Origin of the sequence: Mycolicibacterium sp. MU0050, from assembly GCF_963378085.1 — a bacterium.
Classification (GTDB): Bacteria; Actinomycetota; Actinomycetes; order Mycobacteriales; family Mycobacteriaceae; genus Mycobacterium; species Mycobacterium wendilense.
The window spans coordinates 626,612-649,352 of the sequence record NZ_OY726395.1; the positions used below are offsets into that span (position 1 = coordinate 626,612).

General features: G+C 68.3%; 22 protein-coding genes. 12 read left to right on the forward strand and 10 right to left on the reverse strand.

Translation table 11 applies throughout. The annotated features are described in order from the left end of the window. Positions 1-31: 31 nt before the first annotated feature. Positions 32-1,177 carry a thiolase family protein gene (locus R2K23_RS02900; protein ID WP_316514112.1) on the reverse strand — a complete coding sequence of 382 codons (1,146 nt, stop codon included), beginning with the start codon at positions 1,175-1,177 and terminating at the stop codon, positions 32-34. A 308-nt stretch (positions 1,178-1,485) separates the two neighbouring features. Here R2K23_RS02900 and R2K23_RS02905 point away from each other — a divergent pair, with 308 nt between their 5' ends. Further along, the gene (locus R2K23_RS02905; RefSeq protein ID WP_316517023.1) at positions 1,486-2,949 is read left to right on the forward strand and encodes an aldehyde dehydrogenase family protein; all 1,464 of its coding nucleotides are present in this window, start codon (positions 1,486-1,488) and stop codon (positions 2,947-2,949) included. After that, positions 2,946-4,151 (forward strand): cytochrome P450, encoded by a 1,206-nt coding sequence (locus tag R2K23_RS02910; protein ID WP_316514113.1) that lies wholly within the window; start codon positions 2,946-2,948, stop codon positions 4,149-4,151. Before R2K23_RS02905 ends, R2K23_RS02910 begins: the two co-directional genes overlap by 4 nt. Before the next feature lie 2 nt (positions 4,152-4,153). On the opposite strand, the gene R2K23_RS02915 is transcribed toward R2K23_RS02910, so the two are convergent. Further along, complete coding sequence (locus tag R2K23_RS02915) at positions 4,154-4,999, reverse strand: pyridoxamine 5'-phosphate oxidase family protein (RefSeq protein ID WP_316514114.1); 846 nt, start codon at positions 4,997-4,999, stop codon at positions 4,154-4,156. A gap of 90 nt (positions 5,000-5,089) precedes the next feature. Continuing rightward, positions 5,090-5,551, reverse strand: a complete 462-nt coding sequence (locus R2K23_RS02920) for a VOC family protein (protein ID WP_316514115.1) — start codon at positions 5,549-5,551, stop codon at positions 5,090-5,092. 149 nt (positions 5,552-5,700) lie between these two features. Between R2K23_RS02920 and R2K23_RS02925 the strand changes: the two genes are divergently transcribed. Next, positions 5,701-6,219 (forward strand): CGNR zinc finger domain-containing protein, encoded by a 519-nt coding sequence (locus R2K23_RS02925; RefSeq protein ID WP_316517024.1) that lies wholly within the window; start codon positions 5,701-5,703, stop codon positions 6,217-6,219. A gap of 20 nt (positions 6,220-6,239) precedes the next feature. On the opposite strand, the gene R2K23_RS02930 is transcribed toward R2K23_RS02925, so the two are convergent. From R2K23_RS02930 to R2K23_RS02940, 3 genes are read right to left on the reverse strand one after another with little or no spacing between them, the layout of a single operon-like run. After that, on the reverse strand, positions 6,240-7,880 hold the full coding sequence (locus tag R2K23_RS02930; RefSeq protein ID WP_316514118.1) for an acyl-CoA synthetase: 1,641 nt from the start codon (positions 7,878-7,880) through the stop codon (positions 6,240-6,242). Between the two features lie 22 nt (positions 7,881-7,902). Then, positions 7,903-8,523, reverse strand: coding sequence for a cysteine hydrolase family protein (locus R2K23_RS02935; RefSeq protein ID WP_316514120.1), 621 nt, complete (start codon positions 8,521-8,523; stop codon positions 7,903-7,905). Then, positions 8,520-9,554 (reverse strand): Rieske 2Fe-2S domain-containing protein, encoded by a 1,035-nt coding sequence (locus R2K23_RS02940; RefSeq protein WP_316514122.1) that lies wholly within the window; start codon positions 9,552-9,554, stop codon positions 8,520-8,522. The genes R2K23_RS02935 and R2K23_RS02940 overlap by 4 nt, the downstream gene beginning before the upstream one ends. Positions 9,555-9,639: 85 nt before the next feature. On the opposite strand from R2K23_RS02940, the gene R2K23_RS02945 reads away from it, so the two are divergent. From R2K23_RS02945 to R2K23_RS02965, 5 genes are read left to right on the forward strand one after another with little or no spacing between them, the layout of a single operon-like run. Further along, positions 9,640-10,098 carry a nuclear transport factor 2 family protein gene (locus R2K23_RS02945; RefSeq protein WP_316514124.1) on the forward strand — a complete coding sequence of 153 codons (459 nt, stop codon included), beginning with the start codon at positions 9,640-9,642 and terminating at the stop codon, positions 10,096-10,098. Further along, on the forward strand, positions 10,095-11,711 hold the full coding sequence (locus R2K23_RS02950) for a flavin-containing monooxygenase (protein ID WP_316514125.1): 1,617 nt from the start codon (positions 10,095-10,097) through the stop codon (positions 11,709-11,711). Before R2K23_RS02945 ends, R2K23_RS02950 begins: the two co-directional genes overlap by 4 nt. A 2-nt stretch (positions 11,712-11,713) precedes the next feature. Then, entirely contained in the window at positions 11,714-12,835 is a 1,122-nt protein-coding gene (locus R2K23_RS02955) for an alpha/beta fold hydrolase (protein WP_316514127.1), read from the forward strand. Continuing rightward, positions 12,835-13,206, forward strand: coding sequence for a nuclear transport factor 2 family protein (locus tag R2K23_RS02960; RefSeq protein WP_316514128.1), 372 nt, complete (start codon positions 12,835-12,837; stop codon positions 13,204-13,206). The genes R2K23_RS02955 and R2K23_RS02960 overlap by 1 nt, the downstream gene beginning before the upstream one ends. Before the next feature lie 60 nt (positions 13,207-13,266). After that, positions 13,267-14,319 carry a TIGR03857 family LLM class F420-dependent oxidoreductase gene (locus R2K23_RS02965; protein WP_316514129.1) on the forward strand — a complete coding sequence of 351 codons (1,053 nt, stop codon included), beginning with the start codon at positions 13,267-13,269 and terminating at the stop codon, positions 14,317-14,319. On the opposite strand, the gene R2K23_RS02970 is transcribed toward R2K23_RS02965, so the two are convergent. Next, complete coding sequence (locus R2K23_RS02970) at positions 14,316-14,729, reverse strand: lipocalin-like domain-containing protein (RefSeq protein WP_316514132.1); 414 nt, start codon at positions 14,727-14,729, stop codon at positions 14,316-14,318. The two genes, R2K23_RS02965 and R2K23_RS02970, sit on opposite strands and share 4 nt — an antisense overlap. A 26-nt stretch (positions 14,730-14,755) precedes the next feature. After that, complete coding sequence (locus R2K23_RS02975; RefSeq protein ID WP_316514133.1) at positions 14,756-16,279, reverse strand: acyl-CoA carboxylase subunit beta; 1,524 nt, start codon at positions 16,277-16,279, stop codon at positions 14,756-14,758. Between the two features lie 65 nt (positions 16,280-16,344). On the opposite strand from R2K23_RS02975, the gene R2K23_RS02980 reads away from it, so the two are divergent. The 3 genes from R2K23_RS02980 to R2K23_RS02990 all read left to right on the forward strand — a co-directional run bounded on the left by R2K23_RS02980 (position 16,345) and on the right by R2K23_RS02990 (position 19,586). Further along, the gene (locus R2K23_RS02980) at positions 16,345-17,376 is read left to right on the forward strand and encodes an LLM class F420-dependent oxidoreductase (protein ID WP_316514134.1); all 1,032 of its coding nucleotides are present in this window, start codon (positions 16,345-16,347) and stop codon (positions 17,374-17,376) included. A 9-nt stretch (positions 17,377-17,385) separates the two neighbouring features. Further along, positions 17,386-18,243: an SDR family oxidoreductase gene (locus R2K23_RS02985; protein ID WP_316514135.1), complete on the forward strand. Its 858-nt coding sequence runs from the start codon at positions 17,386-17,388 to the stop codon at positions 18,241-18,243. Between the two features lie 104 nt (positions 18,244-18,347). After that, the gene (locus tag R2K23_RS02990) at positions 18,348-19,586 is read left to right on the forward strand and encodes a cytochrome P450 (protein ID WP_316514136.1); all 1,239 of its coding nucleotides are present in this window, start codon (positions 18,348-18,350) and stop codon (positions 19,584-19,586) included. A gap of 141 nt (positions 19,587-19,727) precedes the next feature. Here R2K23_RS02990 and R2K23_RS02995 read toward each other — a convergent pair whose 3' ends face one another. Both R2K23_RS02995 and R2K23_RS03000 read right to left on the reverse strand, forming a co-directional pair. Then, positions 19,728-21,026, reverse strand: a complete 1,299-nt coding sequence (locus R2K23_RS02995) for an amidohydrolase family protein (RefSeq protein WP_316514138.1) — start codon at positions 21,024-21,026, stop codon at positions 19,728-19,730. Positions 21,027-21,137: 111 nt separating this feature from the next. Continuing rightward, entirely contained in the window at positions 21,138-22,019 is an 882-nt protein-coding gene (locus R2K23_RS03000; protein ID WP_316514139.1) for an alpha/beta hydrolase, read from the reverse strand. 68 nt (positions 22,020-22,087) lie between these two features. Between R2K23_RS03000 and R2K23_RS03005 the strand changes: the two genes are divergently transcribed. Continuing rightward, positions 22,088-22,720 carry a TetR/AcrR family transcriptional regulator gene (locus R2K23_RS03005; RefSeq protein WP_316514141.1) on the forward strand — a complete coding sequence of 211 codons (633 nt, stop codon included), beginning with the start codon at positions 22,088-22,090 and terminating at the stop codon, positions 22,718-22,720. Positions 22,721-22,741: the final 21 nt, after the last annotated feature.

The window sequence follows — 22,741 nt, forward strand, 5'->3', positions numbered from 1 at the left end:
GGGCGGAGTTTGCGTCTGCTCGGCATGGTTCTCAGGTGGTGAGGATGCTCGCGGCGGCCGTGCCCGGCGCGCCGTAGAGTTGGGTGAAGCCGACCTTCGGCGAACCGGGCACCTGACGGTCGCCGGCCTCGCCGCGCAGCTGCCGGACGATCTCGTGGATCTGCCGCAGACCGGACGCGCCGATGGGTTCGCCGTTGGCGATCAGGCCGCCGTCGGTGTTGACGGGCATCGACCCGCCGATCTCGGTGGCCCCGTCGGCGAGCAGCTTCTCCTGTTCGCCGTCCGCGCAGAAGCCGCACTCGGCCATGTGGATGATCTCGGCGCCGGCGTCGGTGTCCTGCAACTGGATGACGTCGACGTCCTCGGGGGCGATCCCGGCCTTCTCGAACGCGGCCCGGGCCGCGTAGACGGTGGGGGCGACGTCCTCCTCGACGGGCGCGAAGGTGGTGTTGACCTCGTAGGCGCCGTACTTGCGGGTGCGCACCTCGACGGCCCGCAGATACACCGGTTTGTCGGTGTAGCGGTGCGCGATGTCCGCGCGACACATCACCACCGCCGCGGCGCCCTCGTCGGGAGCGCAGAACATGTACTGCGTCAGCGGGTAGTTCAGCATCGTCGAGTTGAGGATGTCCTCCTCGGAGATGGGCTTGCGGCGGAACGCATTCGGGTTCAGGGCACCGTTGCGGAAGTTTTTGTTCGCGACCTTGGCCAACGTCGCCTGGGAGATACCGTGGGTGTGCAGGTAGCGGTTGGCCTTCATCCCGAAGAACTGGGTGGTCAGGTACTGCCCGTTCTCCGCGTACCAGCGGGGCATCCCGACCAGCGCGGGATCCTCGGTGAACGCGCCCTTGGGGTGCTTGTCCAGGCCGACGGCGACGCCGATGTCGTAGTCACCCAACCGGATCCCGTCGGCGCAGGCCTTCGCCGCGCTGGCCGCGGTCGCGCAGGCGTTGAACACGTTGGTGAACGGGATCCCGGTCAGCCCGACCATGCCGACGATCGCGTCCGGGTTGGCCACCGTCCAGCTGCCGCCGGTGGCGGCCTGGACGTCGGACCACTGCACCCCCGCGTCGGCGACGGCCGCGGTGATGGCGTCCACCCCCATCTGCATGGCCGACTTGCCCTCGAATCGGCCGAATGGGTGCAAACCCACGCCGATGATGGCCACTTCGTTCACAGTGTCCCCTTCTGAAGTGTCGGAGCGGCTCCGCGGACTCGTCCGGTGGGCCGTCAACCGTAACTCTTACAGTATCTTATCTAGTGCCGCGATACGACGGCCCGGCGACGCCCTGTCCGGGGCCGGTGCCGCCCGTTGCCGGGGCAAGATACTGTAACCTTTACCGTTGATCGTCCCGAATTCAGCTGGAGTAGCGGTTGCTCTGCTGGTACGCCGGGGGTTTGACAGGAAGGCGTAGGCGTCAGATGAGCAGGTCGGAGCTGCGGGTGGACGGCCCGGCGGGGGAGCGTCGCGACGAACTGCTCGCTCTGCTGCACCGGCAGCGGGAAGCCTTCGTCGAACAGGGGCCGCCGGAACTGGCGGTCCGGCTCAACCGGATCGACCGACTGCTCGCCCTGGTGCTGGACAACACCGACGCGCTGGTCGAGGCGATGGGCGCCGACTTCGGCACCCGATCGCGGGCGGCGTCGTTGTTCACCGAGGTCGTCGGGATGATCCCGGTCATCGAGCACACCCGTAAGAACGTGGCCCGCTGGTCCAAGACCACCCGACTGCTGCGCGCCGCGCGCGTGGTGGGCCTGCGGGCCGACGTCGAACCCACCCCGCTGGGCGTGGTCGGCATCATCGGCCCATGGAACTTCCCGCTGAACCTGGTGGTGCTGCCGGCGACCGCCGCCTTCGCCGCGGGCAACCGGGTGATGATCAAGATGTCCGAGATCACCCCGCGCACAGGCGCTTTGCTCGAGGAGCTGGCCCCGAAATACTTCGACCCCACCGAACTGGCCGTGGTCAACGGTGGGCCGGAGGTCGCGGCGGCGTTCAGCGCGCTGCCCTTCGACCACCTGTTCTTCACGGGTTCGCCGGACATCGGGATTCGGGTGCAGCGGGCGGCGGCCGAGCATCTGGTGCCCGTCACCCTGGAACTCGGCGGGAAGAACCCCGTGGTGGTCGCGCCGGGTGGCGCGGCCGACGTCACCAAGGCGGCCGCGCGGATCGCCGCGGCGCGACTGGTCAACGGCGGTCAGGTCTGCGTCTGCCCGGACTACGTGCTGGTGCCGCGTGCCCACCTCGAGGCGTTCGCGGACAGCGCGCGGCGCACCTGGCGCGGCATGTTCGACACCATCGTGGCCAACCCCGACTACTGCTCCAGCGTCAACGAGGCCAACTTCGACCGGGTGCTGGGCCTGATCGACGACGCCCGCTCCAAGGGCGCCGTGGTCCAGGCGGTGGCGCCGGCAGGCGAGCAGCTTCCGGACCGGGCCACCCGCAAGATCGCGCCGACGCTGGTCAGCGGTGTGGACGACGGGATGCGGATCGCCCATGAGGAGGTCTTCGGGCCGGTGCTGGCGGTGCTGCCCTACGACGGGCTCGCCGATGCCATCGATTACATCAACGCTCGTCCGGCTCCGCTGGTGGCCTACTGGTACGGGCCCGACGGCGACGACTTCCGGCGCTTCGTCCGCAGTACCCGCAGCGGCGGCGTCGCCCGCAACGACTTTGCCGCGCAGATGATCCCGTCGGCCGCACCGTTCGGCGGGGTGGGCCGCAGCGGCATGGGGGCCTACCACGGCAAGGCCGGGTTCGACGCGTTCAGCCACTACCGCACGGTGGTGGGCTCGGACCTGCCGTTCAGCATCACCGGCAGCGCCGCGCCACCGTTCACCAAGCCCATGAAGTTGTACGCCGACGCCGCACTTCGGCGGGCCCGCAACAAGACTCGCCGCCGGCTGGCCCAGTCCGGTTTGCCCCGAAGTTCAGGAGACAGACGATGAGCACGGCAACGGTGGTATTCGACCCGTTCTCCGAGGACTTCTTCAACAGTCCCTACGAGATCTACCGTCGGATGCGTGAGGAAGCGCCGGTCTATTACAGCGAGCAGTACGACTTCTACGCGCTGACCCGGCACGAGGACGTCGCCGCGGCGTTCAAGGATCACGAGACGTACTCCTCGGCCTACGGGGTCGACCTGGCGCAGGTCCGCAAGGGAGAGGTCACCGAGCACGGCGGGATCATCGCCATGGATCCGCCGGCGCACCGTCGGATGCGCAGCCTGCTGAACAAGGTGTTCACGCCGCGGGCGATCGAGGCCAGGCGCCAGTTGGTCACCGAGACCATCGACCACTACCTGTCGGCGATCGACCCCGACGGCTTCGACTTCGTGCAGGATTTCTCGGCGCTGTTCCCGGTCGAGGTGATGACCATCATGCAGGGCGTCCCCGCCGCGGACCGGCAACAGATCCGGCTGTGGATCGACGACTTCCTGCACCGCGACCCCGGTGAGGTCGAGATGAGCGAAGCGGGGCTGAAGTCCGCCATCGACATGTCGGTCTACTACTACAAGCTGATCAAGAAGCGCCGTGACGATCTGGGAACCGACCTGCTCAGCAAGCTGATCGAGGCGGAGATCGAGCGCGAGGACGGGCAGGTGGGCCCGCTCAACAACCTCGAGATCACCGAGTTCGCGGTGCTTCTCGGCGGTGCCGGGGCGGAGACGGTGACCAAGCTGCTGGGGTCGGCGGCGGTGGTGTTCGCGCAGAACCCCGAGCAGTGGGAGAGGCTGCTGGCCGACCGCAGCAAGGTCCCGGCCGCCGTCGAGGAACTGCTGCGTTACGAGGCGCCCGCGCAGTACAACGTGCGCCGGTCGATGCGCGAGGTCACCCTGCACGGGGTGACCATCCCCGCCGGCAAGCCGGTGTTCCTGGTGGGCGGGTCGGCCAACCGGGACCCGGAGGCGTGGACCGACCCCGACACCTTCGACATCGATCGCGACCGCACCCAGTCGCAGAACCTCGGCTTGGGTTACGGCATCCACAGCTGCCTGGGGGCGGCGCTGGCCCGGTTGGAGAGCACCATCGCGCTGGACCGGATGCTGGATTTCATGCCGCGCTACGAGGTGGACTGGAGCGGGTGCAAGCGGGTGAACATGCAGAACGTCGCCGGCTGGAGCAACGTGCCGGTGCGGGTGCTGCGGTAACCCTAGGGGTTGGCCGACGAGAGTTCCGGGGTGCCCCAGCGTAGTGGGCCGGGGCCTGCGCGCTCGATCACCGCATCGATGGTGAAATCGATGAAGCATTGCGCGCCGATAGCGAAAGTCTCGGCCTCCCAGACAAGTTGGGCGCTACCAGTCAGTTGCAGGCTCGCGCCGGTGACCCAGTCCAGCACCAGGATCCCGCACCGCGGGTTCACCTCGATGTTGCCGAGCGTCATGAACAGCGAGTTGCCGCGGTAGTCGGGCCAGCGCAGTCGGCGCGGCGAGGCTACCTGCAGGAAACCGGGATTGCCGCCGCGGTGGGACGCGTCGTGGTTACCCTCGGCGTCGGCGGTGGCGACGAAGAATGCATCCGCCTTGGCGAGCATCTCCCGCTGGTGTTCGTTCAGCTCGGTGGCGTGTTGGGGAGCGGACCGTTCGATGTGCGGCTCGAAGGCGGTGACGTGCCTGCGCGCGATGTACTTCGGGCAATTGGAATAGACCTGATCGACGGTGACGCGCAACCCGTTCCCGTCGGGAGCGACGGCTCCGTTGACCCGCATCCGCTTTCGCCGCTCAGGTTGTAGGGCGATCATGCCGATCCGGCTCGGCCGGGCCAGGACGTCCGCCAGTGGATCGCCGGCGTCCGGCCGCGTGGCCAGCGCGATTGTCCGATCATCGAGTGCGCGCACGAATCCTGGTGCACCCACCAGATCGCTCGCCCACAATCGGCCTGCCGCGTCGGCCGCGGCCACCACGATCATCGGCTGTTCGGCGAGGAAGGCCGCGGCGACCTCGGGAATGTCGGCGCGGATGCCCCGACTCAGCTTCTCGGCGATGTGCGACTGACCCATGCGGTGCTGCACTGCAAGCTCACCCGGGTGGAAATCAACCACCGTTGCCACCCCCTTGTGCGGGGCGAAAGTCGGTGCGCCGGGCCAGGCTCAGAAGAAGCCACACGTCGGTGCCTCGCCGTGCGGTGCGGGCGCCGACTCGGCCCCGGTGGTGGCGTAGACCTCGAGACGGATTCCGTCCGGGTCGGTGAAGAAGATGCCGCCCGAGGCGAGACCTTCGCCGTGGGCGACGAGGCCCTCGTGGGCGAAGTCGACTCCGAGTGCGCGCAGGGCTGATTCAACGGCGTGCACCTGCTCGACGGAGTCGACCTCGAAGGACAGGTGGTGTAGCCCGGGAGTTCTGGTGGAGAACTCCCCGCTGCTCTGCTGCCAGAGGGTGAGCAGCAATGCGTCCCCGATGCCGAGAAAGGCCCACCGCTTTGCATCGTCGGAACTCACGGCCAGTTCCTCGAAGCCGAGGGCGCGGCGATAGAAGTCGGCTGACCGCTGCAGGTCCGACACGTTCAGTCCGACGTGTCCCGTCGTCAGCTTGGGCGCGATGGTGGTGGTCAAGGTAGCCTCCTGTTATAACCGGTATAAATGGGTTTGTGGGTTAGACCGTAGCCTGGCGGCGCGCGGTACGCAACCGGCAAAGTGTTATTTGATGGTTAGGTCGGAAGGTGGTGGACATGGTGGCCCCTACCGGCTCGTTAAGCTCGGGCATGCGCGATCCACGGCCCCACCTCGGCGAACCGCTGGCGTTGGACCTGCTGAACACCCGCTGGATGGACGGTGCCCCACGCGATCTGCTCGGAGACCTCGACGGATTGCGGATCTGGCTGACATCAGCGGGTATGGCCGACCGTGCGCGCGTCGACCGGCGCACGCTCGAAGCACTGTTGACTGCGCGCACCGCAATTCTGGAGGCCGTCCTGCAGGGCGCCAGGGATGGCGTGAACGACGTGCTCGACCACGGCCGGATCCGCCGGATGCTGACTGCCGAGGGGCCCGTCGATGTCCCTGAAGTTGCGGATCCCGCGTGGCTACCGGCGTGGATGGCCGCGGACAACCTGCTACACCTGATGGCGACCGCGCCGGAGCGGATCCGGCAGTGCGCCCATCCCGATTGCGTGCTGTTCTTCCTCGATACCTCCAAGAACGCGGCACGTCGATGGCATTCGATGGCCAGCTGCGGCAACCGCGCGAAGGCGGCACGGCATTATGCCGCCAAGCGGTCGTAGTTCCAGCGGTTTCGCTGTTACTACGGAGTTGCGGTGGCCTGTTCCTTGGCCCAGCGGTAGTCGGCCTTGCCGGCCGGGCTGCGCTCGATGGCGGGGCGGAACACCACCGCCTTGGGCAGCTTGTAGCGGGCCAGGGTGGTTCCGGCGTGGGCGATGAGTTCCTCGGCGTCGGCGTGCGCGCCGGGTATTAGCGCGACCACGGCCACCACCTCCTGCCCCCACCGGTCGCTGGGGCGCCCGGTCACCACGACATCGGCCACCGCCGGGTGGGAGGCCACCGCGGTCTCGACCTCCTCGGCGAAGATCTTCTCGCCGCCGGAGTTGATGGTCACCGAGTCGCGGCCGAGCAGATGGATGTTGCCGTCGGCGAGATGGCGCGCCCGGTCACCCGGAATGGCGTAGCGCACGCCCTCGACCACCGGGAAGGTGCGCGCGGTCTTCTCCGGATCCCCGTTGTAGCCCAACGGAACCGGGCCCCGCTGGGCCAACCAGCCGTTGCCGTCGTGGCCGGCGGCCAGCACGCGGCTGAAGTCCTCGGCGACCACGCAGGTGTCCGGTCCCGGTTTGAAGGTGCCGGTGGACACCACACCCGGCGCCGACATGTGGGTCATCTGCGCCCCGGTCTCCGACGAGCCGACGCCGTCGACGACGATCAGGCCTGGCTTGAGGTCGATCAGGCGTTGCTTGGCGGTGGGGGTCAGCAGCGCGCCGCCGTTGGCGACGACGTTGAGCGAGGAGACGTCGGCCGTGCCACGTTCGATGGCGTCGGCGAGCGGCCGCACCATGGCATCGCCCACCACGGTGATCACCGCGGCCTGGTGCCGGGCGATGTCCGCGACGACCGCGTCGGCGTCGAAGCGGTTGGCGACCTCCGCGAACACCACGGTCTGCCCCGTGGTGAGCGCCGTCATGACCGCCCACTGCGCGGCGCCGTGCATCAGCGGCGGCAGGATCATCAACTTCATCCCCGGGTTGGCGCGCGCCTTCTCGACGATCTCGTCGACGGATTCGGCGGTGTGCCCGCTGTAGAGGTCGCGTCCGCCGAAGGAGGCGACGAAGATGTCGTGCTGACGCCACAGCACGCCCTTGGGCATCCCGGTGGTCCCGCCGGTGTAGAGCACGTAGAGATCGTCCGGGTCGGCCTGCACGGGCGGCGGGTTCCCGGCCACCGAGGCCAGCGCGTCGTCGTAATCGACTGCGCCGGGCAGCAGTTCGTTGCCGGAGGCGTCCGCGATCTGGATGAGCACCCGAAGCTGCGGGAGATCCGCGCGGATCTCGGCGACCCGCGGGGCGAACTCCGCGTGGTAGAGCAGCGCGGTGGCGCCGGCGTCGGCCAGCAGGTATTGCAGCTCGCCTTTGACGTAACGGTAGTTGACGTTGAACGGGGCGACCCGGGCCCGGAACGCGCCCAGCATGCCCTCGACGTACTCGGGCCCGTTGTGGGCGTAGATGCCCATCAGGTCCTGCCCGGTCTGGTGCCCGGCGAGCTGAGCGCGCGGGGTGTGGCAGCCCAGGCCCTGCGCGTGCAGGTACGCGGCCAGCCGATTGGACCGTTCCTGCACCTGCGCGTGGGTGTAGACGCGGTCCCCCTGGACGAGGAGGGGACGGTCCGGGATGGCCGCCGCGATCGCGTCGGCCACGGCGGGAACGGTGAATGCCATTGTCACTCCAGGGGTTGGACCATCACCGCTGCCAGGCGCCGATCAGGGCATCGGTGGTGGTGACGGTGGACAGCAGGGACAGGGTGTTGTCGATGATGGCGGCGCCGTATTCGGTCGGGATGCCGGCCACCGCGTCGCGGGGCAACACCACCCGGTAACCGGCGTTGACGGCATCCATCACCAGGTTGGGGATCGCGACGTTCAGCGAAACCCCCACCGCGACGATGGTGCGGACGCCCAGGTTACGCAGCACGGCATCCAGGTCCGTGCCCCCCATCGGGCCCAGGCCGTGCCAGCGGTGCAGCACCAGATCGCTTGGCTCCGGGCCGAACTCGTCGAGCAGGGTCGCGCCGGGGCTGCCCGGTGCGATGTCCACGTCGTGGCGGCCGATCGCGAACAGCTTGGCGTTGTGGTTGGACCCGCGGCTGTCGGCGCGGCGCTGCACCAGGCAGTGCACCACCGCGGCGCCGGCCGAGCGCGCCGCCGGCAGCAGCCGGGCGATGTTGGGCAGCGCCTCGCGGCGGGCCTCGTTCGCCAGCGCCGCCAATCCGGCGGACGGGCCGACCACCGCGCCCTGCAACTCCTGGGTGACGATCGCGGTGTGGCCGGGCGCGATCAGCTCCTCGAGTGTTTCGGGGGTCACGCGTTGGTCAGGTCGGGAGCGGGGACGTCGCCGGGCGGGGTGACGGGAATGTCGTAGAACTGCTTGGCCCACTTCCGCATGGCCATATACGGTTTGGCGTCGATCTTGGCCAGCGGGGGATTCTCCACGTACTTCTGATACCGCCAGATGTCGCAGTCCTCCCACACGGTCTTGAGGAACTGCCGCTCCACTTTGTCGCGGACGTGCGCGGGCGGCACGTCGGACGTCTCGCCGGGCTCCTTGGGCCACCAGATGGAATAGAACATGTCGGAGACCTCGTCGTCGACGGGGGTGCAGGCGAAGATCAGCCGGTGGTTGGAGGAGCCCTCGAAGGCGCTCATTGCGAACCCGAGGCCGGAGAAGTGGCTGTGGATGCGCAGGGCCATCGCGTCCGGGTCGTCGCTGCGGGCGTCCGGCCAGCCGGTGAGGAACCGCCACTCTTGGTCCTCGTGCTCCCAGTGCAGGCACACCGGCGTCACGGTGGCCTTGTGCACGTAGCGGAAATGTGAACTGTCCGGGCCGTTTTCGGCGACGATCTGTGGGTGGACCGGAATCGCGTCGGCCCGACTGGAGAACTCCGGATACGGCCGGTAGTAGGCGTTGGGGTCGGTTTCGAACTGCGGGAACTTGTGGAAAATATCGGGCAACTCCCACCGCGGGGGTTCGCCGTGCGGCTGGTACCACAGGAAGATGCAACCGTACTGTTCGCGGACCGGATAGGAGCGCAGCTTCAGGCCCCGATTGGGCCGGTCGGGCTGGTACGGGATGTAGGTGTTGTCGCCCTGCGGGCCCCACCGCCAGCCGTGGAAGGGGCATTCGACGCAGTCGCCGACCACCTTGCCGCCGTGACCGATGTGGGCGCCCAGGTGTTTGCAGTGCGCCTCCAGGACGTGCAACTCGCCGTTCTCGTCGCGGTAGGCGGCCAGGTCCTCGCCGAAGTATTTCAGTGCCTTGACGTCACCGACCTCGTACTCGGCCGACCATCCGATCATGAACCACCCGGTGACTTTCCAGGTGAAGGGGACTTTCATAGTCGCATCCCTAATCTTGCCTACGGTAAGTACGGAATAGATTACAGTAGCGGTTTCCGCAAGACCATCGAGGAGGCAGCGCAGGATGACCGAACCGCCCGCCGCGACACCGCAGGACGAGATCGAGGCGATCCGCCGACTGAAGGCGCAGTATTGCCGGTTTCTCGACACCCGCGACATCCCCGCGTGGCGCGCGCTGTTCGATCCCGACGTCGTCGTCACCCTGGATCTGGCGGTGTCCACCGGCGGCGCCGACCCGCAAACCATGCCGCCCCTGCAGGGCCTCGAGGCGTTCGAGCCGGTGGTGCTCGGCGGGATCGCCGACGCGGCCACCATGCACCACTGCCACACGCCGGAGATCGACCTGACCTCCCCGACCACCGCCTCCGCGATCTGGGCCATGGAGGACCTGCTGGTGTGGGAGGGCCGGCAACTGCACGGCGCCGGGCACTATCACGAGACCTACGAGAAGAGCGACGGCCGCTGGCGCATCAAGACTCTGCACCTCACCCGGACGATGCTGCGGTTCACGGAGTCGGCGTGAGCGAGCCGCGCTACGACGCCCTGATCATCGGCGCCGGCTTCTCGGGGCTGTACATGCTGCACAAGCTGCGCGAGCTCGGGCTGTCGGTGATCGCGGTGGAGGCCGGGGAGAACATCGGCGGCACTTGGCTGTTCAACCGTTACCCCGGAGCGCGCTGCGACATCGAAAGCATCGAATACTCCTACAGTTTCTCCGAGGAGATCGAGCAGGAGTGGGTGTGGACGGAAACCATGCCCGCCCAGCCGGAGATCGAGGCGTATCTGCACTTCGTCGCCGACAAACTCGACCTGCGTCGCGACATCCGGCTGAACACCCGGGTCACCGCCATGGCGTTCGATGCCGCGGACGCCGGCTGGCGCATCGACACCGACACCGGTGTGCGGTTCACGGCGTCGTACGTGGTCGCCGCCTCGGGCATCCTGTCGGTCCCGCTGGAGCCCGACCTGCCCGGAATGGACGCGTTCGACGGGGCATCGTTGTTCACGGGGAGCTGGCCGAAGGCCGGGTACGACCTGACCGGAAAGCGGGTCGGGGTCATCGGCACCGGCTCCTCCGGCGTCCAACTGATTCCCGTCGTCGCCCGAGAAGCGGCGCACCTCACCGTGTTTCAGCGGTCGGCGGCCTACACGCTGCCCTGGGAGGTCCGGCCGCTGGAGGCCGACGAACTGAAGACCCTCAAGGCGTCCTATCCGGAGATCCGGGCGGCGCAGCGCGAACACCCGGTGGGCGCGGCCCGCCTCAACGCGTTCTCGGTGCTGCTGGACACGCTCTCGCAACCACCGATCAAGTCGGCCAGTCGTGCCGAACAACTGCGCGCCATCGACGAGCACGGGGTGATGGGCGCGCTGGCCTGGGGCGACATCTTCTTCGACATCGAGGCCAACCGGATGGCGGCCAGGCTCTACGGCGAGGCGATCGCGCGGATCGTCAAGGATCCGGCGACGGCGGCGGCGCTGGTGCCGACGCATCCGTTCGGCTGCAAGCGCCCGATCATCGACCAGGGCTACTACGAGACCTTCAACCGGGACAACGTCACGCTGGTGGATCTGCGTGCGGGCGCCATCCGCGCGATCACGCCGACCGGGATCAGCACCGAGCAGGGCGACTACGGCCTCGACGTCATCATCTACGCCACCGGCTTCGACGCGATGACCGGCGCGCTGACCCGCATCGACATCACCGGGCGCGACGGTGCCGACCTGCGTCAGATCTGGCAGGACGAGGGACCCGCCGCGTACCTGGGTTTGGCGGTCGCCGGCTTCCCGAACCTGTTCATCATCCAGGCCCCCGGTAGCCCGTCGGCGACCACGAATTTCGTTGCGGCCCTGGAGCAACACGTCGAATGGATCGGCGACTGCATCACCTATCTGCGCGCCAACGGCCAGCGCACCATCGAGGCCCGCCCCGAGGCGCAACAGGAGTGGATCGAGCACACCACCTCCTTGGTGGAACCGACGGTGCTGGCGCACCCGAGCTGCAACTCCTGGTACAACGGCGGAAACGTGCCGGGGAAGAAGCGGCGGTACATGGCGTACAACGCGGGCATCCCCGAGTACCGGCGGCGCTGCGACGAGGTCGCCGCCACCGGCTACCCCGGCTTCGATCTGGCCTGACCATGCGCCCCCAGGAACGCATCAGGACCGTCGCCCGGGCGCTGGGCGCGGTGCTGCCCCACTCGGTCGAGGTGCTCTCCGGCGAGGCGGGCTGGAACGCGTGGTCGCGGCGGGGGTTGCGGCAACTCGGGGAGGTCGCGTTGGACGAACTGGTGGTCACCGGGATGACGCTGGCCGCCCCGCCCCCGAGCGTGAGTGCCGAGGTGGCCGGCTACCCCGGGGTGGCCGAGGCGCTCACCGCAGCCGGCCTGCGCGGTGCGTATGTGGAGCCGGAACCGTTGCGGGTGAGGTCGATTCGGCGGCGGCTGGCCGGCCGGTTCGCGTTCGAGGAACTGACCTACACCCATGACCCGCGACTGCCGGAGTGTCTGACGGGCGGTGGCCCGGCGACCGCGGTGTGCAACCTCGTCCGGCACCCGGGCGGTCCGCGCCCCTGGCTGGTGTGGGTACACGGCGCGGGACAGGGCGGCCTCTCCGATTTCGCCGTCGCCCGGATCGGGCGGATCCACCGGACTCTCGGCTACAACATCGCGATGCCGATCCAGCCCGGGCACGGGCCGCGGCGGGACTGGTGGCCCGCGTACCCCGACACCGATCCGGTGGTCAACGTCGCAGGCATGATGCGCACGGTCTCGGAGGTGCGCGCCGTGATCCGGTGGCTGCAGCCGCAGGCCAGTACGGTGGCGTTGGCCGGGCTCTCGCTGGGCAGCGGGGTGGCTGCGCTGGTCGCGGGGTTCGAGGAGGTCGACGGCGTGGCCCTGTACACGCCCATCCTGGGGCTCAACGCCATGATCGCCAACCATCTGCACCGCTGGGGCGGGGCCGCCGACGACGTCGGGGCGGTGCTGGGGTCACCGGAGGTGGCGGCCTTGACGTCGGTGATCGACCCCTTGGCGATGGAACCCACCGCGCCGCCGCAGCGCCGGCTGATCGTCGGGGCCTGGCACGACCAGATGGCGATGCGCACGCCGGCGTCGGCGATGCACGACCGTTGGGGCGGCGAGATCTACTGGCACCAGGGCGGTCACGTGGGGCATCTGTTCTCCGGCAAGGTGCAGCGGGTGACCGAGCGCTTCCTGCGGGCGGTGGCGGGTGCGGATCCCGACAGCAAGGAGGAGTTCTGATGCGAACCGCGCGCGAAGTGGTCGAGCTGTACAACCTCGAACTGTGGAACAACCGGCGCTATGACCTGGCCGACGAGATCATCGCCGACACCATGATCCGTCACGAGGTCGGGGAATCCCACACCCTGACCCGCGCGCAGGCGCGCAAGCGCGTCGAGGACACGTGTGCGGCCTTCGAGAGCCTCACGTTCGTCCTCAACACGGTGATCGCCGGCGACGACGGTCAGCATGTCGCCATCGTCTACGACTCGACATTGACCAGCCACGACGGCAACGAGATCCAGATCGCCAGCATCGAGGTGTTCAAGGTGGTCGACGGGCGGATCACCGACGTCTGGAATTGTGGTTACGGACAAGGGGCCTGGCACTAGCCCGCCCGTTTCTGCTCGAACCCGAGCGACGCGAAGAATTGTGAGCGAAGGAGCGTGGGCATGACCGAACGAGTTCTCGACGAGTTGGGCTACTACCTGCTGGCCGGGGCCGGGGGTGCAGGTCCGGCGTCCCTGATGGACGAGGCGCGCCGCGGGGAGGAACTGGGGTTCGGTACGGCCTTCATCTCCGAGCGGTGGAACGTCAAGGAGGCCTCGTCGCTGACCGGTGCGGCGTGTGCCGTCACATCGCGCATGCAGATCGCCACCGCTGCGACCAACCACAACACCCGACACCCGCTGATCACCGGGTCGTACGCCACCACCATGCACCGATTGTCGGGGGGTCGGTTCACGCTGGGCATCGGGCGCGGCATCGCGGCGATGTACAACGCCTTCGGCGTGCCGGCCGTGACCACCGCGCAGATGGAGGACTTCGCGCAGGTGATGCGCCGGCTCTGGCACGGTGAGCTGATCTTCAACCACGACGGGCCGATCGGGAAGTACCCGGTGCTGTTCCTCGACCCCGACTTCGACGAGGACATCCGGCTGGCCATCGTGGCGTTCGGGCCCCAGACCCTGGCGTTGGGTGGGCGCGAATTCGACGACGTCATCCTGCACACCTACTTCACCCCGGAGACGCTGCAGCGCGCGGTCAAGACCGTCAAGGACGCCGCCGAGCAGGCCGGGCGCGATCCGGATTCGGTGAAGGTCTGGTCCTGCTTCGCGACCGTCGGGGACCACCTGCCCGAGGAGGTCCGGCTCAAGAAGACCGTCGCCCGGCTGGCCACCTACCTGCAGGGCTACGGCGACCTGCTGGTCAGCACGAACGGCTGGGATCCCGCTGTGCTGGAACGGTTCCGCGCGGATTCGGTGGTGACCTCGATCCCGGGCGGCATCGACCACAAGGCCAGCGCCGAACAGATCGAGCACATCGCCACGTTGATCCCCGACGAGTGGCTGGAACCGGCCGCCACCGGCAGCGCGCAGCAGTGCGTCGAGCGCATCCGCAAGGAGTTCGACTACGGCGCCGACGCGTTGATCATGCACGGCGCCACGCCGGATGAACTGGAGCCCATCGTGGCGGAGTACCGGGCGCAGGACAGCGCCCGCTAACTGGGACGAGCGGAACCCGCCGCGTCCCGGCGCCAGACCAAGGTGCTGTGAGTGCGGCCGGTTTCGCCGTCCATGCTGGCGGACAGCGTCAGGATGTCGCCGTCGATCACGTAGTGCCGCAACTGCGGCCGGGCCAGGAGGTCGGGCATGGTCGCCATGACGACATCGTGGCGCACCGTGCCGGCCGCCGCGTCGAGGTGAAACGTGCCGCCGTAGGCGATGTACGCTCCAATCTCGGCGTCCTCGGCCGGATCCGGCGCCAACTGCGCCGACATCCAGCCGTCGGCGGTGTAGAGGATGAGCCCGCGCGGATGCCGACCCAGCGGGTGCCGGGTGTTGCCGGCGTCATCGCGGGCGACGAAGGACTTGAGGCGCCATCCGCCGTGAATTGCGCTGTTGTCGGGGGACATCGGGGCTTGGGCCTCCGCTCGGGCTGTCAGGGCAGGATTGCGGTGCGCAGCACCGGCTGGGCCGGCGCCTGGCGGGTATACAGGCCGCGCTGCAGCGCGCTCAACAACGCGGTGCGGGTCTCCCGGGGGTCGATGAGCTCGTCGAAGCCGAGGTTCTTCGCCGAGTTGAACGAGGCCTGCAGTTCGGCGTCGTGCAACTTCTCGGACAGCTCGGTATCGGCCTTGGCGGCGCGGCTGAGCGCACCGGCACTCATGGCCCCCATGGTGGCCCCGGGATAGCCGAATGTCGCGACCTGATCATCGAAGCCCAACAGCGACATCACCATCGACCCGAAGCCGTAGGCCTTGCGCAGCGTCAGGTGCAGCTTCAGCGTGGTTGCCGTGGTCTGCGCGGTGAACATCCGTGCGCCGCTGAGCAACACCCCGTCGCGTTCGGAACGGCTGCCGGGCAGCATGCCGGGATTGTCGGCCAGGAAGATGATCGGCAGATGGAACGCGTCGGCGACCATGATGAAATGCGCCGCCTTGTCGGCGGCGTCGGAATCGATGGATCCGGCCATCACCTGCGGTTGGTTGGCGACCACCGCCACCGGGTGCCCGCCGAGGTGGGCCAGCGCGCAGACGATTCCGCGGCCGAACCCGGGCTGCACCTCGAACCAGTCCGGGTCGTCGAAGACCACGTCGAGCACGGCACGCATGTCGTACACCCGGCGGTTGTCCCGGGGGACGATGTCGAGCAGCTCGGGAGTCGACCGGGGCGCGGCGGCGGCGTTCGTGGACCGGGCCGACGGATAAGACCAGGCGCTGGACGGGAAGTAGGAGAGATAGCGGCGGATGTCGTCGAGGGCGGCCGCGTCGTCGTCGACCACGTTGTGGATCACCCCGCTGGGCACCGCCACGTCCGGGCCGCCCAGCTCCTCCTTCGAAATGTCCTCCCCGGTCGACTCTTTGACCACCGGCGGGCCGGCGGTGAAGATGGCGCCGTGGCGGCTCATGATGCGGAAGTCGCAGACCGGCGCGACCAGCGCGCCGTGACCGGCCGACGGGCCCAGGACGGCCGACACTGTCGGCACCAGCCCGGAGCATCGGGCCTGGGCGAGCAGGTCGGTCGGGGAGCGGCCGCCGTGCTTGCCGGGGCGGAAGCCGGCGCCCTCGAGCAGCATCACCAGCGGAATCTTGTTGCGCAGCGCCAACTCCGCGATGCGGTAGCGCTTGGAGTTGCTGCCCGAGCCGATGGTTCCCGCGACGGTGGTGAAGTCCTCTGCGCCCACCATGATGGGCGCGCCGTTCACCTCGCCGGACCCCACCACGATGCCGTCGGCGGCCACCTCGCCGCCGACCAGCGTCCCGAGTTCGCGGAAGGTGTCGGGGTCCAGTAGTCGTTGAATGCGTGCGCGCGCATCGAGTTTGCCGCTCGCGCGGTGTGCGGCCAGCCGGTCGGCACCGCCCATCGAGTGCGAGCGCTCGCGGCGCCGGTGGAGGTCGGCCAGCGTCTCCGCCCAGGCCGCCGAGTTCGCCGCCGCGTCCGGGTCGCGCCGCGATTCCGTCATGCTCCTCCTCGGTGGCCGGGTGCGCCATTGACCCTACCGAAGCACTTACTGTAGCGTCCACGACCATGTCGGGGCGCCTGAAGATCGACCGTGGGATCCCCAGTCGACTCGACGGCGTGCCCGAGGCCGCGCGCGCCCACGAGCAGGCGGGTTACGACGGCTGCTGGACCGGCGAGATCAACCATGATCCCTTCCTGCCGTTGGCGTTGGCCGCCGAGCACACCAACTCGATCGAACTGGGCACCAGCATTGCGGTGGCCTTCGCGCGCACCCCGATGACGGTGGCCCATCTGGGCTGGGATCTGCAGACGTACTCCCGCGGCCGATTCATTCTCGGGCTGGGCACCCAGATCCAGCCGCACATCGAGAAGCGCTTCGGGATGCCGTGGAGCCACCCGGTGCGGCGGATGACGGAATTCATTGCGGCGCTGCGGGAAATCTGGTCCTGCTGGAGCACCGGGGAACGCCTCGACTTCCAGGGCGAGTTCTACAGCCACACCCTGATGACCCCGATGTTCACGCCGGAGCCCTCGGAGTTCGGCGTGCCGAAGGTCTTCGTCGCGGCGGTGGGCACCGGCATGACGCAGATGTCCGGCGCGGTGGCCGACGGCCTGCTGGTGCATGCCTTCACCACCCGCCGCTACCTCGAGGAAGTGACCGAACCGGCGCTGGCCCGCGGACTGCAAAGCAGCGGGAGGCGGCGTCGGGACTTCGAGGTGTCCAGCCCGGTCTTCGTGGTCACCGGGCGCGACGACGACGAGATGGCGGCGGCGGCAGCGTCGTTCCGCAAGCAGATCGCGTTCTACGGTTCGACGCCCGCGTATCGGCGGGTGCTGGAACTGCACGGGTGGGGCGAACTCCAGCCCGAGCTGCGGCGGCTGTCGCTGGCCGGCGAGTGGGACGCGATGGCCCAGGTCATCGACGACGAGGTCCTGGCGGCGTTCGCCGTCGTCGCCCCAGTCGACGAGGTCGGTGCGGCGCTGGCGCGCCGTTGCTCCGGGGTGATCGACCGGGTCCTGCCGGGATTCCCGAGCGGGACGCCCGAACCCGTGATCGCGGCGGTGCTCGACGAAGTGCGCGCTTCGCGCGGTGAGTGAGGAAACGAGATGACGGATGCCATCGGCGGCAGGACCATTGCCATCACCGGTGCGGCCCGCGGGATCGGCTGGGCCACCGCCAAGGCGCTGCTGAGCCGCGGCGCCCGAGTGGTGATCGGTGACCGCGACGTCCCGGTGCTGGAACGGGCGGTAGTGGAATTGGCCGAGTACGGAACGGTGTCGGGGCACCCGCTGGACGTCACCGATCCCGAATCCTTTGCCGGTTTCCTGGACAAGGCCCGCGCCGACGGCGGCGGTCACATCGACGTTCTGGTCAACAACGCCGGGGTGATGCCGGTGGGCCCGTTCCTGGAGCAGTCCGAGCAGGCCATCCGCACGTCGATTGAGGTGAATTTCTACGGGGTGCTCAACGGCTGCCGCCTGGTGTTGCCCGAGATGACGGCGCGCGGTAGCGGACACATCGTCAACATCGCCTCGCTGGCCGGCGTGGTCGCCGTGCCCGGGCAGGTGGTGTACGCGGGCACCAAGTTCGCCGTCGTGGGGCTCTCGACGGCGATGGCCGACGAGTTCGCCGGGCGCGGCGTCGACGTCAGCGTGGTGATGCCGCCGTTCACCCGCACCGAACTGATCTCCGGGACCAAGGCGTCCGGCGCCAGTCGGCCGGTCGAGCCCGAGGTGATCGCCAAGGCGGTGGTCGCGGTGCTGAACAAGCCGAAGACCCACGTCGCGGTGCCCTATCCGATGCGGTTCGTCTCCCCGATGCTGGCGATGCTGGGGCCGCGGACCCGGCGGCGGTTGCACAAGCTGATGGGTTCCGACCGGTTGTTCCTGGATTTCGACGAGGACGCCCGCAGTGCCTACGCGCGCCGAGCCGAGACGGCGACCGGCGTGGTTTCCGAGGGTTGACCAGCCGGTCACGGCCCCGCACCCACTACTGAATGACTTACCGCAACTGCTACTGTTAACGCACTTGTGAGGGTCCCCGGGTGGGGCGGCAGGCGGGAGCTGTGATGAGTGATGCGTCCACGATCGAGGCGGCCGCGGCGATGCTCGCCGATCCGCAGGCGTACACCGACGAAGCGCGCCTGCACGCCGGACTGGCCCGGTTGCGGGCCACCGCCCCGGTGTCCTACGTCGATGTCCCCGACTACGCCCCGTTCTGGGCGGTCACCAAGCACGCCGACATCATGGAGATCGAGCGCGCCAACGACATCTTCACCAACTCCCCGCGTCCGGTCCTGATCACCCGAGAGGGCGACGAGCAACAGGCCGCGGTGGGGATCCGGACCCTGATCCACATGGACGATCCCGAGCACCGCGACTTCCGCGCGATCGGCGCCAACTGGTTCCGGCCAAAGGCCATGCGCGCGTTGAAGGCTCGCGCCGACGAGCTGGCCAAGCAGTTTGTCGACCAGATGGTCGAGGCGGGGCCGGAGTGCGACTTCGTCCAACAGGTCGCCGTCAACTACCCGCTCTACATGATCATGTCCCTGCTGGGCGTGCCGGAGCAGGACTTCTCCTCGATGCTGAAGTGGACGCAGGAGATGTTCGGCAGCGACGACGAGGAGTTCAAGCGCGGGACCAGCAAGGAAGAGCAGATGATGGCACTGCTCGAAATGTTCCAGTACTTCAGCGAATTGACGGCCTCACGCCGCGCCAACCCCACCGACGACCTGGGCTCCGCGATCGCCAACGCGACCATCAACGGCGAGCCGCTGTCCGACATCGAGACCGTCTCCTACTACGCCATCGTCGCCGCGGCCGGCCACGACACCACCAGCGCGAGCATCTCCGGCGGTATGCACGCGCTGATCGAGAACCCGGACCAGCTGGCCAAGCTGCAGGCCGATCCGAGCCTGATGCCGCTGGCCGTCGATGAGATGATCCGCTGGACCACCCCGGTCAAGGAGTTCATGCGGACCGCGCAGCAGGACTACGAGCTGCGCGGCGTGCGGATTCCCGCCGGCGACTCGGTGCTGCTGTCCTATGTCTCCGGCAACCGCGACGAGGACATCTTCGAGGCCCCGTTCGTCTTCGACGTGGCCCGAGACCCGAACAAGCACATCGCCTTTGGGTACGGCGTGCACTTCTGTCTGGGCGCGGCGCTGGCGCGCATGGAGGTCAACAGCTTCTTCACCGAGCTGCTGCCGCGCCTGAAGTCGGTCGAACTGGCCGGGCCCGCCGAACACGTGGCCACCACCTTCGTCGGTGGGCTCAAGCACCTGCCGATTCGCTTCGATCTCGCCTAGCGCGACCTCGCCTGACTCGACCTCGCCACCCACGCCTCGGCTCGTCGGCCGAGGCGTAGGTGTTCGTCGAGGTCGACGTTGTGCCGGAAGTTTCTCGTACTTTGTGGCCCAAAGGTGAGTTTGGGCCACGCAGTGTGGGGGTTAGCGGGCTGAGGAGTTGGCTTGGGCGGCGGCGGTCAGGGCGTCCATGCCGCTGCTGGTGTTGGGGTCCCGCTCGTGGGACAGTGCCCGGATCGACACGTCGTGGCCCTCGACGGATGTGCGCAGGGCACCGACGGTGGCCTGGTCCTTGGGGATGTGGGCGAACGGGTCGAACTGGTAGAGCCGCATGGCGTTTTCGTGGGTGATCTTGTTGATCTCCTCGTCGCTGACGTCATAGGTGTCGAACACCGCCCACAACTCCTCCGGGGCTCCGGGCCACATCGAATCCGAATGCGGATAGTCCATCTCCCAGCAGATGTTGTCCACCCCGATCAGATGCCGGTTTTTCACCCCGACCGGATCAGAGATGAAACACGTCATGAAATGCTCCCGGAACACCTCCGACGGCAACTTGCCCCCGAAATCCTGATGCGTCCAGGTCGAATGCATCTCAAAGGTGCGATCCACCCGATCCAGGAAATACGGAATCCAGCCCGTGCCGCCCTCACTGAGGGCGATCTTGAGCGTCGGGAACTCCTTGATCGGTGCCGACCACAACAAATCCGCGGCCGCCTGCACGATGTTCATCGGCTGCAACGTGATCATCACGTCCATCGGCGCATCCGGGGCGGTGATCGCCAACTTCCCCGAGGACCCGATGTGCACATTCATCACCGTCTCGGTATCGACCAGGGCTTCCCACACCGGCCGCCAGTACTCCAGGTCATGAAACGACGGATACCCCAACGTCGAGGGATTCTCGGTGAACGTCAACGAATGCACACCCTTGTCGGCGACCCGGCGAATCTCGGCGGCACACAACTGCGGATTCCAGATCGCCGGAATCGCCATCGGAATGAACCGCCCCGGCGCCGACCCGCACCACTCGTCGATATGCCAGTCGTTATAGGCGCGCACCAACGCCATCGAAAACTCGTCGTCATCGGTGGCGAACAACCGCGCCGCGAACCCCGGAAACGACGGGAAGTTCATCGTGGCCAGGACCCCACCGGCACTCATGTCCTTGACCCGCTCGGCAGCGTCATAACAGCCGGGCCGAATCTCATCGAGGCCCTGCGGTTCGAGCCCGTACTCCTCCTTGGGCCGGCCCGCCACCGCATTGAGCGCCACATTCGGAATCACCACATCCCGAAACTGCCACGTATCCGAGCCATCAGCGTTGTGCACCAACCGCGGCGCCTCATCGGCATACTTCGCCGGCAAATGATTCTTGAACATATCCGGCGGCTCAATAATGTGATCATCCACCGAAATCAAAATCATGTCGTCCTTGTGCACCGCGCCCACCTCTCCCGTCGGCCATACCGTTGGAGCCCACGATAGCCGGGATGGCGCGCTTGCAACAGTGTGGCAGAACTTTACAGCTGTCAGAGAATTTGTATTCTCAAATCAGGCGGTCAGCAGCGGGGCGAGCCACGAAAGTTGCGCGGGCAGTTGCGCGCTCCAGAACTCGCCGTTGTGGCCGCCGGGGGAGAAGCCCCCGGCCGGCGGGGCGGGCAACTGCGCGATGAACTCCGCAGTGGCGCCGTAGAACGGATCCGAGGTGCCGCAGTCGATTCGAAGCGGAATCGACCCCAGCGCCGGCAATCCCCACACGCTGTTGGCCGCGTAGTCCGCCGCGCTGTCGAACGCACCGGGCGCCGCGGCACCCGGGGACAGCCACAGCGCGGGGCTGACGGCAGCGATCCCCGCGGTCCGCGCCGGCCCCAACCGCGCGCCGAGCAACAGCGCGCCGTAGCCGCCCATCGACCATCCCAGGAAGGCGACCCGCGAGGTGTCCAGCCCGTGGGAGTCCAGGAGGGGGAGCAACTCGTCGAGCACCATGGCGCCGGAATCCTCGCCGGAGGCCCGCCGGTGCCAGTACCCATTGCCGCCGTCCACGCTCACGACGGCGAAAGGTGGCAGTCCGGCCTCGACGGCCTGCGCCAACCCCTGCTCGACACCGCCGGCCATCACCGTGGCGGCGTCGCTGTCCTTTCCGTGCAGGGCGATCACCGGCCGCAACGCTGCGGTCTGGCCGGGCGGGCGCGCGATGGCCCAATTGGTGGTGACCCCGCGCGCCGCGGACGCAAACGATCCGGTGACCATGGTCGCAGCGGCGCCCGAAGACGGGGCCGGCGGGACGGTTGGGGACAGCGGGACGGGTGATGCGCCGACAGCGGCGGCAGAACGCGGTGCGGGCGTCACATTGCCCATCGCGGAAGCGCCCACGGCACCGGCGACGGCGCCCAGCGCCAGGCGCAAAACAGTGCGTCGGCTCAGGCCCGTCATCCCCGATATCCTGCCAGTCGCTGTGGTTTTGGTCGAAACGACCAGCGTAAGAGGCGGATGCTGGCAGCATGCTATTCGTGACGGCAGCAGTCACTCCCAAGGGAGAACGTCGACGGTGCGCACTGGTCAGTGCCGCCGCCGAATTGCTCTGCGAGGGAGGCTTCGAGGCGGTGCGGCATCGCGCTGTCGCGCGCCGCGCCGGGCTGCCGCTGGCGTCGACCACCTACTACTTCTCGTCGCTCGATGACCTCATCGTGGCCGCCGTCGAGTACATCGGCATGCGGGAGGCCGCGATGCTGCGGGCGCGGGTCGCCGCCCTGCCGCGACGCCGCCGGGGTTCCGAAGCGACCGCCGATCTGCTGCTCGAGTTGTTGATCGACGACAGCGGGCCCGACACCCCGCAGCACGAGCAACTGATCTCCCGCTACGAGCGCTACGTCGCCTGTGCGCGCCAGCCCGCGCTGCGCGACATTCAGCGCCGGATGATGCAGCAGCGCGCGGAGGCTGTCGCGGAGGCCGTCGAACGGTCGGGCCGCACGGCCGGGGCCGCCCTGATCGACACCCTGCTGTTCGCCATCGACGGGGCCGTCGTCTCCTCGCTCGTCGACCCGTCTGGGACGCCCAGGGCCACCACCCGCGCGTCGCTCATCGAGGTCATCGACGCGCTGGCGCCGTACCACCGCCAAGCCGCCGCCGTGTGACACATCGGCGAGTCTCGCCGA